Origin of the sequence: Sediminibacterium sp. (assembly GCF_051861365.1) — a bacterium.
GTDB lineage: Bacteria > Bacteroidota > Bacteroidia > Chitinophagales > Chitinophagaceae > Sediminibacterium.
The window spans coordinates 85,508-100,030 of sequence record NZ_JBHYCW010000008.1 but is presented as its reverse complement, the minus strand read 5'-3'; the positions used below and the strand labels follow the sequence as shown (position 1 = coordinate 100,030).

The window sequence follows — 14,523 nt, the reverse complement described above, 5'->3', positions numbered from 1 at the left end:
AACACCATACGCATATTAGTCAGACGACCAACATGGGCGGTTGAATAACTATTGGTAATTTGCTTTAATTTAATGCCATGATATCTTCTATACGCAACTATATTCGAAATCATCCTTGGATATTTTTGTTGTTTATCATTGGATCGGTGATTCGTTTGTTCATGGCTGCTGCTGATCCATTCTTGCATCCATGGGATGAGCGTTTTCATGCATTGGTAGCAAGAAACATGATGGAGCATCCCTTCCAGCCCATGTTGTTATTGAATCCGGTGCTGCCTTATGATTATACGCATTGGTGGTCTAATTATATATGGGTACATAAGCAACCATTGTTTATGTGGCAGATGGCCATGAGTATGAAGGTTTTCGGAATTTCAGAATTTGGGTTTCGATTACCCAGTGTACTGATGGGGAGTTTGATGATCTTACTTACCTACAGGATCGCGTGGTTGTTGTCTAATCAGCACCAACGTATTAGCATACTTGCTGCTGTCATGATGACCTTTTCTTGTTTTCAGATCCGATCCATTGCCGGTATTCAAACAACAGATCATAATGATATTGCACATCAGTTTTATATTTTGTGTAGTCTGTGGGCTTTTGCAGAATATCTGCGAAAACCTACTATAAAATGGGCTTTCTGGATCGGTTGCTTTGCCGGTGCGGCTATACTCAATAAATGGTTAACAGGTTTAGTGGTATTTCTGGGTTGGACTTTTTTAGCCGGTTTATTCAAGGAATTCAGAACCAAAAAATCGCTCCTTCATTACTCATGGGCGCTATTGATATGCGTTCTTGTATTTCTTCCATGGCAAATTTATATTCATACAGCATTTCCGAAAGAAGCTGCTCATGAGCTTGCATACAATACCCAACATCTGTCCAAAGCGTTGGAAGGACATAGTGGTCCTTGGTATTATTATCTCAATTTATTTGATCCATATTTTGGTTATTTCCTATACTGGTTGATACTGCCGGGAATGTTATTTACTTTGAAAGACAAGTATTTGAATACAAAGTTGTCTAGGGCATTGACCATCAACTTTCTATTTACTTTTTTCTTCTTTTCTTTTATTGTGCAAACAAAAATGGAAAGCTTTTTCTTTTTTGTGGCACCCATTGGTTTTATCTATATCGCTGTTACGATTGATAAGATTATACACTTTGAAAGATTTAAGTATTTATTTCCGCTTACTGTTATTGTTGTGGCTTTGATGGTGGCAAATATTCAGTTTTATACAGATTATTTTTCAAAAGAAAATACAGAAAGAAATAAGCGTATTGCTAATGCGAGGATATACAAAGATTTATCTAAATACATAGATCCTGATACAAGGGTTGTCATCAATATGAATAGTCATGACGATAAGAATGTTATGTTTTACAATCCATCCATCACGGCCTATCATTGGTGGCCATCGGAAGCAGAACTACAGCAGCTATTATCTCAAAAAATAAAAATAGCCGCTTTTCGTGATCATGATCAATATGTGTTACCTGATTATGTACGAAACTATCCTTACTTACAAATTATTGAAGTAAATATTTATTCTTTCGAATAGTTTTATGGGCCGCAGATTTATTATGATTTTTATGATTTGCGCGGATAGATATTGCTGAGTATGTATTGAGCATTGCAACAAAACTTGCAGCTTGTAGCTTGCAGCATGAAGCTCATAGCTCGTAGCTCGCCGCTCAATATCCCCACTCTCTCATCACTGCCAAATCCTGCTTTACACACTCAATAGGATCTACACCTTGATAGGCTTCTTGTTCAATGATAAAATGTAAAGTACCGCCCTTTGATTTGCAGAGATCAGTGATCGCTTTGGTATTGGCTACACCTTTACCCAGAATGGTACTTTCAAAAGATTTACCATCTGCTTTTTGAATTTCATCTTTTACATGTACCGATACAAATCGTCCGGGATTATTGTGTACGATTTCCAATGCATTGACCCCGGTATGGTAGAGGTTACCCATATCTAATTGCTGTACTACTAAAGAGGGGTCTGTATTTTTTAAGATGATATCATAAACGGTCATGCCATTGAGTTTGGCAGTAAATTCAAAATCATGGTTATGATAACCGAAACGCATACCGGCAGCTTTACAAAGTTCTCCGCTTTTATTGAAGACTTCCATATAAGCAAGCATTTCATCCAGTGTTTTGCGAAGATCGGCATCTAACCATGGACTGATCACGAGTTCTTGTCCAACTTCAGCGGCATCTTCTACTGTATATTTCCAGAGATCTGTGAATTCTTTTTTACCTGCATCCCAGTGTTGTTTACCCATAACGGTATGTCCGCTGGGCATTTGCATACCGAGATCAGCCAGCACTTTTTTGAATTCTTTTGCAGTGTATCCGTAAAATTTTCTGTTGACATAGTTGGCATGTTCTACATAACGGTAGCCCATATCAGACAAGGCTTTCAAAGTGGCTAGAGGATCTTTGCGCATAGCCTCACGCACAGAATACAACTGAACACCTGTCAGCATTTTGGCATTCCCGGATGTTAATAAGGATTTAGGAAATAAAGCAATAGCTGCTGCAGCAAAACTGCTTGTTTTCAGAAAGGATCTTCTAGTAGCGTTCATGTTGAAACTTTTGTAGAATAAATATAAGCTGTTTTCTTCAAGGGTATAGATGGATAGCTGATAGATCTATTACTATTTCAAAATAGCTACTAACTCTTGAAAAGATTTAGTATCAAAACCTGAAAATGATCTGATAAGTTTGTACGAGCTGTCAAAGAGATACGATTTAGGGATTAGTGTAAGATCATATATCGACATTAATTGTGCGTAGGAGTCTTGATCCACAATAAATTGTTCCCAAGGCATTTTTTCTTGTATTAATGCCTCTCGCCATTTATTTTTCTCTTGATCAGTAGAAACGCTATAAATATTTAAGCCGATATTTTTTTTCTGACTATATAACTGCTTTAAAGAAGGTATTTCTTCTCGACAAGGCTTACACCACCATGCCCAAAAAATAATTAGATGATATTTAGCTTTTTCTACTCCTATTTCTTTAATTATTTTATTTGAATTTTCAAGATTAATTGAGAAAGGGAATACCTGATCGTATGATTCTATATTATTAATATAACCCCTGATTAACTGGTATAGCGTTTTATCTTTTATACTATCATCAAAAAAGGATAAAAGTGTTGTTATTTCTTCTTTGCTAAAGTTTTCTTTTAACAGATAAAGTTGTTCTAATAAAAAAAATGAGTATGGGTATTTCCGGATAATTTTTTTATTGTATTTGAAATGATATGCTGAATCAAGCTTGTTTTTTGTATGTGAAAGAGTAATGTTTTTAAGAGCAATATCATTTTGAGGACTCAGGGATTTATGTGCGGTTGACAAGTCAACGAATTCATCTGGTAGAACTCTTTTTCCTAGTTTAGTATCTAAAGCATAGATATAAAAATAAAGCGCATTCATTCCTGACTCTATATAAAAGCTAGTCGAAAACACTCTTTTGTAAAAAGGGTTATGGTATCCTAAAACCCTTTCTAACTTAACACTTTGTCCCGTATTAACATTATATACACTGTCGTAATAAAAAATCAGGTAGGGTAAAGAAAGGTCATGAATAGATGGGTCAATTAAGAATTTGCTTTTATTAGATGAAATTTTAAGTGAGTCAATGACGATTCTCGTCTTACTGTTCTGCAGATATACTGTTTTATTTGAGAGATATGAAAAGCTTGCTTTGTTCAGATAAAAATTTAGTACGACAGGTCTAGAATAATTATTTATCAGCTTGTCTTTGCATTTCGTCAAGAATAGGGTTGTTATACAGGCAAGCGTAAATAGAGATAGAATTTTTTTCATGCACAAGAATAATTTAGGATTATTGAATACGGATGCATTATTCTTAGATGTAATATATTCAAAATTTCAAAAATCTCCTTCTTCTTTAATTATAGGAGACACCCCCAATTTCGAAGTGATTAATTATAAAGACTATAGTTTCACTTGTAGCTTGTAGCCTGCAGCTTGGAGCTTCCTCAGCTCTCCTCATCAAAAAAGATCTTGTAAAAATGCTTCCCACTCATTTCATCATACCCCTTTTCAATCAGGTCTCTTCTGCCATGAATATAAATGTGAAAGTTCTTGTCTAGTTTTAATACACTCTTGAAAACGCGTTGTTGTTTTTTGACTGCAGCTAAATGAATGTCAAAAGTGTCTTCAATGTTTACTTGTCTCGCCACTTCATATTGTTGTTTGTATTGAGTAAAACTATCGATTACTTCAGGGTGGTGTAAGACCTCAGTGGCAAATTCATTCAGATCAAAAGACTCTTTGGTACTGAAGTATTCAATGCTTTTGTTCAAATAGTCGATCTGATCAGCTTTATTCACTTCAAATTTTTCATTCAGCTCATTGCTGATGAATAGTTTACACATACCCAGAGCAGCATCTGTATGGTGATAACTATTCGATGTTCTGGTCACTTGTAAAAAATCATTCACCCAATATTGCGTATCCTGTTTATTCGTGTTATCTACTACACATACGACATATCCCTCTTCTCTATTTTTTTTGAAGATCAGACAGCCCTTATCCAGTTTATTGATGTTCACACCATCTTCTGCTATTACTTCCCAGCTTTGTCCGTGTGGGAACACTTTTAAAAAGGTTTCTTTTGTTTCACTTTTGAATAAACCAATGGCATCCACATATTCTGTTCCAAATGGGACCTGACTAAATCGGGCTATATACAATTCAACCTCTTTTACCCTGGCATGTGTGCTTTTATTGTAAAGAAAAGAAGCAAGTAGGGCAGATTGCGCAACAAAGCTTTTCGTATCGTCAAAGATGCCGGTAACATATTGATAAACCTCATTCAGTTCTAAACTGCTTAAGTGTGTGAACTGGTATTGTTCATGTTCATTGAAGGGTGATAAAAAATATTTAGTCAGCATTCCTCTTACGATCTCATCATTCAGGGTTAGTGGGTTGGTGGATAATTTCAGCTCTTCGCCACGTGTAGGGTTCCCGACTTTGTGAATGATCACTTGCTCCAGTTGAACGTCGTTAATATTGGTCATGCTGCAAAATAAAGGTTCTCTTGTGTGAGCAAGAAAAAAACTAACGAGCATACGGAAAATGATTTTACAATTCTTTTACAAAAAAGTCTACCAAATTTGTAGGAAATAAAAAATTGCCCTTATATTTGCCTTGCGTTCTTTACATCACTTATCCAGAAAGGCAGAGGGAATTGGCCCTATGAAGCCTTGGCAACCACTTCCGTCTCAGGTGGAAAAAGGTGCCAAATCCATCCCGATAAATATCGGGAGAGATAAGTCAGAAGTTTTTATATACAGCAACTGTAACTATATAAGGCACCTCTGACTGAGCATCGGAAGTGCCTTTTTTATGGATGTAACAGATGATGCAGTGACAATATGAACATGAATCAATACCATATAACCTTATCAAGCAACAGCTGCTTGTATCGAAAGCAGATCTGTTGTTGTTGTGTCTGTTGATCCATCCGTTTGTATCCCGATTGCCCGCCTTTTATTCATTGTATCATTATGTCAGAAATTTTTAATAGCCATATTGTGGCGCAGTTAGCGCAAGAGATCAAAGATCGCAGCATTGCTGAATCCATCAGTATTCTGTTGCGCAACTATCCCAATGCCGTTACCTTTTCTACCAGTTTTAGTTATGAAGATCAGGTGATCACAGATCTCATTCATCGTCATCATTTAACGGTATCACTGTTTACATTGGATACAGGAAGGTTATTTCCTGAAACCTATAGTACCTGGAGCCGGACATTGGAGTTTTATCAAACTATCATCAAAGCTTACTATCCCGACGCGACAGAGATCAGTGAATACGTGGAATCGAATGGTCCCAATGCATTTTATGAATCTGTTGCATTGAGATCAGCCTGTTGTCATATCAGAAAAGTAATGCCGTTGAAAAAAGCGCTACAAGGGCAATCTGTATGGATCACCGGATTACGTGCCGAACATTCTCCTGCACGTCAGGATCTGACAGAACTGGAATGGGATGAAGCCAATCAGATCATCAAGTATCATCCTTTGTTGTCATGGACAACCGAAGAAGTAAAAACCTATGTTCATCAACATAACATTCCTTACAATCCATTGCACGACAAGGGTTTTATCAGCATCGGCTGTGCACCTTGCACAAGGGCCGTTAAAGAAGGAGAAGATTTCAGAGCAGGACGATGGTGGTGGGAAGATAGCAGTAAAAAAGAATGCGGATTGCATTCGCATCAATCAACAAAAACAACAGAAGCATGAGTGTTTACAGATTAGATTATTTAGATCAGTTAGAGTCGGAAGCGATTCACATTATGCGTGAAGTAGCCGGACAATTTGAAAGACCTGCACTCTTATTCAGTGGTGGAAAAGATTCTATTACATTGGTACATCTGGCACTCAAAGCGTTTCGTCCGGGTAAGTTTCCTTTTCCATTGGTACATATTGATACCGGTCATAATTTTCCTGAAGCATTGGATTTTCGGGATGCGTTGGCAGAACGTATCGGTGAAAAACTCATTGTTCGTCAGGTAGCAGACACCATTCAAAAAAGACAACTTACAGAACCCAAAGGAAAATTTGCCAGTAGAAATGCGTTGCAGACCTATACATTACTGGATACGATCGAAGAGTTTGGCTTTGATGCTTGTATAGGTGGGGCGAGACGCGATGAAGAAAAGGCAAGGGCCAAAGAAAGAATTTTTTCTGTGCGTGATGAATTCGGACAATGGAATCCCAAACTGCAAAGACCCGAGCTATGGAATACGTATAACGGAAGAATTCATAAAGGTGAAAATGTACGTGTGTTTCCCATCAGTAACTGGACAGAATTGGATATCTGGAATTATATCAAACGAGAAAACATTGATCTACCTTCTATTTATTTCGCACATGAACGCACCGTATTACAATATGAAAATCAGCTGATTGCCTTATCGGAGTTCATTCAGGTAGAGGAAACGGATGTGGTGGTGACCAAAAAAGTGAGATACCGTACGGTAGGTGATATGACCTGTACTGCTGCAGTAGAATCCGAAGCTTCAGACATTAATGATATTATTCGCGAGATCACTGCTACTAAAACCAGTGAAAGGGGTGAAACAAGAATTGATGATAAAGTGAGTGAAGCAGCAATGGAAGACAGAAAAAAGAATGGATACTTCTAAACAACAACAAGATGGACTTACTTAGATTTATAACCGCAGGGAGTGTTGATGATGGTAAATCAACTTTGATTGGTAGATTATTGTATGATAGTAAATCGATCATGATCGATCATCTGGAGGCTTTGGAAAAACAAAGCAAACACAAGGAAGACGGAGAAATCGATCTGGCTTTGCTGACTGATGGCTTACGGGCAGAACGTGAACAAGGTATTACCATTGATGTGGCGTATAAGTATTTTGCTACGCCCAAACGTAAATTCATCATTGCAGATGCACCGGGGCATATCCAGTATACGCGTAACATGGTTACCGGAGCTTCCAATGCAGATCTGGCCATTATTCTGGTCGATGCACGAAATGGTGTGGTGGAACAAACCCGAAGACATTCGATCATAGCTTCTTTATTGAATATTCCACATATCGTAGTTGCCATCAATAAAATGGATCTGGTAGACTACTCACAAGATGTGTATAATAATATCGTGATCGACTACGCTGAAGTAGCTAAAAAACTCAACCTGAAAGAAGTCAAGTTCATTCCGATCAGCGCTTTAAATGGCGATAATATTGTAGAAAAGAGCGAACAATTTCCCTGGTATGATGGGCCTTCATTACTGGAATTATTAGAAACAGTAACACTGGAACAGGATATTGACCTTACGCGTGCACGGTTTCCTGTGCAATATGTAATTAGACCTCAAACAGATGCTTTACATGATTATAGAGGCTATGCCGGAAAGATCAATAGTGGGATTTATAAAAAGGGAGATACCGTAACCGTACTTCCTGCAGGGATTGTGAGTACAATTGCAGCCATTGAAGTCAATGGCAAAGAAGTAGAAGAGGCGTTTGCCCCACAAAGTGTAGTGTTGCATCTAGAAGACGATATTGATATTAGTCGCGGTGATGTGATCGTTAAAGCTGATACAGTTCCGCAGGTAAGCAATGAGCTGGAAGTTTTGCTGTGTTGGATGGATCAAAAGCCATTGGTATCCGGTAATAAATATGTATTGCAGATCAATAGCAAACAGGTTCGTGCGGTCATCAAAGACATCAGTTATCAACTGGATGTCAACTCTTTGGAAAAAATACATCAACCTGAAAATATTGGGTTGAATGCCATCGTACAAGCAACGATCAAAACAGCCAGTCCAATAGTTTTTGATGCTTATCAGGAATTAAGAAGTAATGGTGGTGCTATATTGATTGATGAAACCAGTCATGTAACCGTAGGTGCATGCATGATACAGTAATATGAAAGAAGAACAATTCATACAACAATTATTTCAGCGCAACCGAAAAGCCTTACATCGTTTTCCGGATAAGGCTTTGGCAGAAAACTTCACAGAAGATCTGTTCAATTTTTTATTTGGTTCTTATGAGCGAAAGTTCGAATCTGAAAAGAAATTATCAGATGAATACCACGAATTGAAGCATACTTTTTCAGCGATACTTTTTGAGTTGATCAAAGAGGAATCAACGGTAAAAAGACATACCGAAAATTTTTTCGAAGCCTTACCTGCGATTTATGAAGCGTTGTTGACAGATGCTGATGCCGTATTACGTTTTGATCCTGCTGCGCAGTCTATTGAAGAAGTTCTGATTGCTTATCCCGGATTTTATGCTACGGCTATTTACAGGCTGTCGCATCAATTGTATAATCAGGGTATCAAAACCTTACCAAGATTACTTTCTGAATATGCCCATAGTAAAACAGGAATCGATATTCATCCGGGAGCTATGATCGGTGCGGCATTTGCCATTGATCATGGAACGGGGATCGTGATTGGTGAAACAACCGTTATTGGTGAAAGGGTAAAGATCTATCAAGGAGTAACCTTAGGAGCGTTGAATGTTTCGAAGGAATTAGCTAGTACGAAAAGACATCCAACCATTGAAGATGATGTGATCATTTACTCTGGCGCTACCATTTTAGGGGGAGAAACCATCATTGGTACCGGCAGTATCATTGGTGGTAATATCTGGCTAACACATAGTGTGGCGCCTAACTCTGTAGTGTATCATAAAAGTGAAATACGCATCAAAGACAAAGACCCATTTCCTGAACCTTTAAATTTTGTGATCTAAAAATAAAAAAAGATGAAAGCGAATAACATTTTGGCCACCATTGGAAATACTCCGCATGTTAAGATCAATAAACTTTTTGGAGATCAGCATGAAGTATGGATCAAATTAGAAAAGAATAATCCAGGCTCCAGTATCAAAGACCGTATTGCACTTTCGATGATCGAAGATGCTGAACAAAAAAGATTACTGCATAAAGACAGTGTGATCATTGAACCTACCAGTGGTAATACGGGTATTGGTTTAGCACTGGTAGCTGCTGTAAAAGGATATAAGATCATTTTAGTAATGCCGGAAAGTATGAGCATTGAGCGAAGAAGACTGATGGCATTATATGGAGCTGAGTTTGTATTGACTCCTCGGGAAAAAGGAATGAAAGGTGCGATCGAAAAAGCAACAGAGCTGGTTCAGGAAACACCCAACGCCTGGATGCCGCAGCAATTCGATAACCCGGCAAATACTGCTATACATAGAACTACTACCGCACAAGAGATCTTACAGGATTTTCCTGATGGATTGGATTATATTATCACAGGTGTGGGTACCGGTGGACATATTACCGGTGTTGCTGAAATACTCAAAGAGAAATTCCCCCATCTAAAAGTATTTGCTGTTGAGCCGGAATTGTCGCCGGTGCTGAGTGGAGGTACTCCTTCACCACATCCCTTGCAGGGAATTGGAGCAGGTTTTGTGCCTTCCATTTTAAATACTTCCGTATTGGATGGTATTATTCAAGTAAGTAAAGATGATGCGTTTGCATTTGCACAACATGCTGCGAAAGAAGAAGGTATTTTATTAGGAGTGTCTTCCGGGGCTTCTTTAGCAGCAGTAGCTAAAAAGCTGGCTGAAATTCCTGCCGGTGCAAAAGTGCTCACCTTTAACTATGATACGGGGGAAAGATATTTATCCATCGAAGGCTTGTTCTAATAATGGAAGGAGAAGTATAGTAAAGCTTCTCCTTTTTCAGCAATTAATAATCTACTAAAAAAGTAGACAATGAGTTTGAATAAAAACTATGGCAAAGTAATTCTTGCATCTGCAGGTTCGGGTGATCCTGAACTGGTGACCCTGAAAACAGTGCGCTGGTTACAAGAAGCCGATGTAGTGTTAACAGATCGTTTGGTGAGTAAAGAAATTTTGGAAACATATGTTCGCAAGGAAGCAATGATCATTTATGTTGGCAAGCAATGTAGACGTGGTATCTCAACCCCACAACAAAGTATCAATGAAATGTTGGTGTCTTATGCTGAAAAATACAAGACAGTGGTCCGTTTAAAAGGTGGGGACACCAGCATCTTTTCCAATGTATTGGATGAATTAGAAACATTGGTACGGTATGGTATACCTTATGAGATCGTTCCGGGTGTTACCGCAGCTTTGGGAGCGGCAGCCTATGCGGGCATCCCTTTAACAGCAAGAGGTTTATCAGTGGGTGTACGTTTGCTGACCTATTACAAATCGGATATCGTTTCGGAAGATGTTTGGAAAGAATTGGCACAAACGGATGATACATTGGTTTTTTATATGTCGGGCGAAACCTTATCCATTGTTGTTCAAAAGTTCACAGAATACAAGATCGATCCTTCAAAATTATTAGCTGTGATAGAACAAGCCACTACGCCATTGCAACAAATTCATACTACCGGCTTATATGCATATGATGATACACTGAAAGACAAAAAATTTCGATCACCTGCTTTGGTCATCATTGGTAAAGTAGTGGCATTGCATGAACAATTTGCATGGCTACCTAATGTGGATAGTACTGCTCACTATTTTGAACCATTGACAGGACGTGTATCGCAATTAGAAGAAACAGTAAAGGGAAAAAGACATGTTAGCAGAGCCTAAATTCAAAGTATTATCAGAACTGATCGGTCAGCTCAGTAAAGAAGAATTGATTTGGGTAAATGGTTATTTATCCGCATTGGTAGCTAATCCTTTGCCCAATACCAATACTTCGAGCATTACACAAAAGATCACCATTGCTTATGGAACAGAAACAGGTAATGCTAAAAAATTAGCAACTGATCTGGCTGGGAAAGCCAAGAAAAAAGGAATCACCGTAAAGTTGGCTTCACTCGATCAATACAAACTCACCGAATTACCGAAAGAAGAATACTTTATTACTGTGATCAGTACACAAGGCGATGGTGAACCACCTATTGGCGCCAAAAAGTTTTATGATCATATTCATCATAACGGATTCAAACTACCACAATTGAAGTATGCTGTATTGGCATTGGGTGATACAGCCTATCCATTGTTTTGTAAGACCGGGGAAGATGTAGATAAACAGTTTGAATATTTAGGCGGACAAAGAATTGCGCCCTTACAAAAATGTGATCTGGATTATGAAACCGATGCACATGCGTGGTTTGATCAATTGATTGCTAATCTTCATACAACAGCAATAAAGACCGTTGTTACTAACAAACCTGTTGAAACCCCAAAAACGGTAGGTAAGCAATACTATGAAGGGACTGTTCTCACGAACATCAATTTAACTGCAAAAGGATCTGCTAAAAAAGTATACCATATTGAATTAGCTGCTGATGGCATTGAGTTTCTTTCAGGAGATTCTATCGGTATTGTACCAAAGAATGATGAGCAATTGGTTCAGCAAATATTGTCCTTAACGGGTGTAGCTCCGGATACAAAAATTGATTACAAAGGCGAATCTTACAGCATTGTTGAATTACTTATTGCAAAGCTGAATATTCGATACTTATTAGATAAATCAGTGAAGCATTATGCAACTACTGTAGGACAAGAGATCAATGTACAGAAAACAGATCTTTTGTCATTGTTACAACAATACCCTGTTTCATCAAAAGAACAATTTTTAAAAGTTGTTGAGGGATTGACACAGATCGTTCCGCGTATTTATAATATTGCTTCATCTCCCGTTGCGCATAACAACGAAGTACATATCACCGTATTGCAAGATGTTTTTGAAACAGATAACGGTGTAGAAAAAGGATTGTGTACACAATTTTTGGAAAGTAAACAGGAGGGAGATCGTATTCAATTTTTCATTCAGCCAAACAAGCGATTTCGTTTACCTGCTGCTGATAAAGATATCATCATGATCGGCCCGGGTACAGGTATTGCACCTTTTCGGTCTTTTGTAGCAGAAAGAGATGCCACAGGCTCAATCGGAAGGAACTGGTTATTCTTTAGTGAAGACCGGTTCACGACTGATTTTTTATACCAAACTGAATGGCAGGCCTGGTTTGAAACAGAGACGCTTACGCGTATTCATTTGTCTTTTAAAAATGGGGCAGAAAATTATGTAACACTCTCACAGAAGATCATTGAGCAAGGTGTTGAATTATTTCATTGGTTGGAAGGCGGAGCCAGTCTCTATCTCTGTGGTGAAAAAGAGCCGGCAGGAAAAGAAATAGAAGCAGCATTGTTACAGGTTTTTGCAAAAGCCACCGATGGCACCCATGAAACAGCTATTGCATACTTAGAAAAATTGAAAAAAGAAGAACGATACGCAAAAGATCTCTATTAAAATTCATTATTGACCATTCACCATTCACAAATATGGCTGCAGAAAAAAAATTATCACCCATCGAATCCATCAAAACCAAAAGTGAGGGTTTGCGGGGAACATTAAAAGAGAGTTTAACAGATGAGATCACAGGCGCTGTTCGTGAACAGGATCATGCATTGATCAAGTTTCATGGTATGTATGAACAGGATGATCGTGACTTGCGCGAGGAAAGAGCTGCAAAAAAATTGGATAAACTATATTCATTCATGATCCGCTTGCGGATACCGGGTGGATTCATGACCGCAGATCAATGGATTGCAGCGCATCATGTGGCCGGACAATATTCTACCGGTATCATTAAGATCACTACTCGGCAAACCATACAATTACATGGTATTCTCAAGCATCAGATAAAACCCACGCTTCAATCATTCAATAAGGTTCAGCTGGATTCGATTGCTGCTTGTGGTGATGTGAACCGAAATGTAGCTTGTACCAGTCATCCGGCTGAATCGGACATTCATGAACAGGTACATGCTTATGCAGACAAGATCAGCAAGTTGTTATTGCCAAAGACAAGGGCATTTTATGAGATCTGGCTGGATGAAGAAAAGATAGCGGAGTATGATGAACAGGATCCGTTGTATCAAGATCGTTATTTACCCAGAAAATTTAAGATCGGTATTGCTATTCCACCCAATAACGATGTAGATGTGTTGACCAATGACCTGGGTCTTATCGCAATCATCGAAAACAATGAATTGATCGGTTTTAATATTGCAGTGGGTGGAGGTTTGTCTACCACACATGGTAATCCGGATACCTATGCCAGACTAGCTACTGTTATTGGTTTTGCCAGAGGTGAAGAACAAACTTTAAAAGCGGTATATGAGGTATTGACCATTCAGCGTGATTATGGAAATCGGTCAGACAGAAAACTGGCCAGATTAAAGTATACATTGGATAATATGGGTGTTGAAGTTTTTCGTAAGGAATTGGAGAAGCGTTGCGGATTTGAATTGGAAGCAATTCAACCGTATCAATTCACTGCACGAAAAGATCGTTATGGATGGATGCAGGATTATAAAGGTAGTTGGCATTATACTTTATTTGTTGAAAACGGAAGAGTTACCAATGAAGGTCCGACCCCCTTGCAAAAAGCACTGCTGGAAATTGCAACAACCGGTAAATCTGTTTTTCGTTTTACCAGTAATCAGAATGTCATCATCAGTGATATTTTACCACAGGATAAAAACGAGATTGAAGTTATTTTAGAACAACATGGTATTCTTGAACGTGATGAAGATATTTCATCGATTCGGAAAAACGCAATTGCCTGTGTGGCATTGCCTACCTGTCCATTGGCATTGGCAGAAGCACAACGTTATTTACCGGATCTCATTACGAAAATAGAACCCTTACTGATCAAGCATGGCTTATCATCTGAAGATATTGTATTGCGGATGACCGGTTGTCCGAATGGTTGTGCAAGACCTTATGCGGCAGAGATTGGTTTAGTAGGTACTTCTCCAGGGCATTATAATTTACATATTGGCGGAGACCGCGAAGGAACACGTTTGAATGTGAAGTATAAAGAACAGTTGGGAGAGACTGAAATTTTAGCAGTATTGGATCAATTGTTTCAACAATATGCCGATCAACGTAACAAGGGTGACCGCTTTGGTGATTTTATTTTGAAGGAGGTATTACATGCGTCATAGTCGTTTTCAAA

12 protein-coding genes and 1 riboswitch are annotated in these 14,523 nt (G+C 38.4%); of the genes, 9 read left to right on the top strand and 3 right to left on the bottom strand.

All coding sequences use genetic code 11. The features are described from left to right. Window positions 1-77: 77 nt before the first annotated feature. Window positions 78-1,562: an ArnT family glycosyltransferase gene (locus ACTIEV_RS05570; protein WP_322195164.1), complete on the top strand. Its 1,485-nt coding sequence runs from the start codon at window positions 78-80 to the stop codon at window positions 1,560-1,562. A gap of 133 nt (window positions 1,563-1,695) precedes the next feature. Here the strand turns inward: ACTIEV_RS05570 and ACTIEV_RS05565 are convergent, their stop codons facing one another. The 3 genes from ACTIEV_RS05565 to ACTIEV_RS05555 all read right to left on the bottom strand — a co-directional run bounded on the left by ACTIEV_RS05565 (window position 1,696) and on the right by ACTIEV_RS05555 (window position 5,069). Next, entirely contained in the window at window positions 1,696-2,601 is a 906-nt protein-coding gene (locus ACTIEV_RS05565; protein ID WP_322195166.1) for a sugar phosphate isomerase/epimerase family protein, read from the bottom strand. Between the two features lie 72 nt (window positions 2,602-2,673). Beyond that, window positions 2,674-3,849 (bottom strand): TlpA family protein disulfide reductase, encoded by a 1,176-nt coding sequence (locus tag ACTIEV_RS05560; RefSeq protein WP_322195168.1) that lies wholly within the window; start codon window positions 3,847-3,849, stop codon window positions 2,674-2,676. Window positions 3,850-4,025: 176 nt separating this feature from the next. After that, window positions 4,026-5,069: a nucleoid-associated protein gene (locus ACTIEV_RS05555; protein ID WP_322195170.1), complete on the bottom strand. Its 1,044-nt coding sequence runs from the start codon at window positions 5,067-5,069 to the stop codon at window positions 4,026-4,028. Window positions 5,070-5,214: 145 nt separating this feature from the next. Continuing rightward, window positions 5,215-5,327, top strand: a riboswitch (SAM riboswitch). Window positions 5,328-5,558: 231 nt separating this feature from the next. On the opposite strand from ACTIEV_RS05555, the gene ACTIEV_RS05550 reads away from it, so the two are divergent. From ACTIEV_RS05550 to cysI, 8 genes are all read left to right on the top strand, one after another. After that, window positions 5,559-6,299, top strand: a complete 741-nt coding sequence (locus ACTIEV_RS05550) for a phosphoadenylyl-sulfate reductase (RefSeq protein ID WP_322195172.1) — start codon at window positions 5,559-5,561, stop codon at window positions 6,297-6,299. Beyond that, window positions 6,296-7,204: a sulfate adenylyltransferase subunit CysD gene (cysD, locus tag ACTIEV_RS05545; protein ID WP_439516235.1), complete on the top strand. Its 909-nt coding sequence runs from the start codon at window positions 6,296-6,298 to the stop codon at window positions 7,202-7,204. Before ACTIEV_RS05550 ends, cysD begins: the two co-directional genes overlap by 4 nt. Window positions 7,205-7,215: 11 nt before the next feature. Further along, window positions 7,216-8,457 carry a sulfate adenylyltransferase subunit 1 gene (locus ACTIEV_RS05540; RefSeq protein ID WP_439516234.1) on the top strand — a complete coding sequence of 414 codons (1,242 nt, stop codon included), beginning with the start codon at window positions 7,216-7,218 and terminating at the stop codon, window positions 8,455-8,457. A gap of 1 nt (window position 8,458) precedes the next feature. Beyond that, window positions 8,459-9,292 (top strand): serine O-acetyltransferase, encoded by an 834-nt coding sequence (locus tag ACTIEV_RS05535; RefSeq protein ID WP_439516233.1) that lies wholly within the window; start codon window positions 8,459-8,461, stop codon window positions 9,290-9,292. 12 nt (window positions 9,293-9,304) lie between these two features. Further along, on the top strand, window positions 9,305-10,216 hold the full coding sequence (gene cysK / locus ACTIEV_RS05530) for a cysteine synthase A (protein ID WP_439516232.1): 912 nt from the start codon (window positions 9,305-9,307) through the stop codon (window positions 10,214-10,216). Between the two features lie 69 nt (window positions 10,217-10,285). Continuing rightward, window positions 10,286-11,140, top strand: a complete 855-nt coding sequence (gene cobA / locus ACTIEV_RS05525; RefSeq protein ID WP_439516231.1) for a uroporphyrinogen-III C-methyltransferase — start codon at window positions 10,286-10,288, stop codon at window positions 11,138-11,140. After that, window positions 11,124-12,809: a diflavin oxidoreductase gene (locus ACTIEV_RS05520; RefSeq protein WP_439516230.1), complete on the top strand. Its 1,686-nt coding sequence runs from the start codon at window positions 11,124-11,126 to the stop codon at window positions 12,807-12,809. Before cobA ends, ACTIEV_RS05520 begins: the two co-directional genes overlap by 17 nt. Window positions 12,810-12,841: 32 nt before the next feature. Continuing rightward, on the top strand, window positions 12,842-14,512 hold the full coding sequence (gene cysI, locus ACTIEV_RS05515; RefSeq protein WP_439516229.1) for an assimilatory sulfite reductase (NADPH) hemoprotein subunit: 1,671 nt from the start codon (window positions 12,842-12,844) through the stop codon (window positions 14,510-14,512). The last annotated feature ends 11 nt before the right edge of the window (window positions 14,513-14,523 follow it).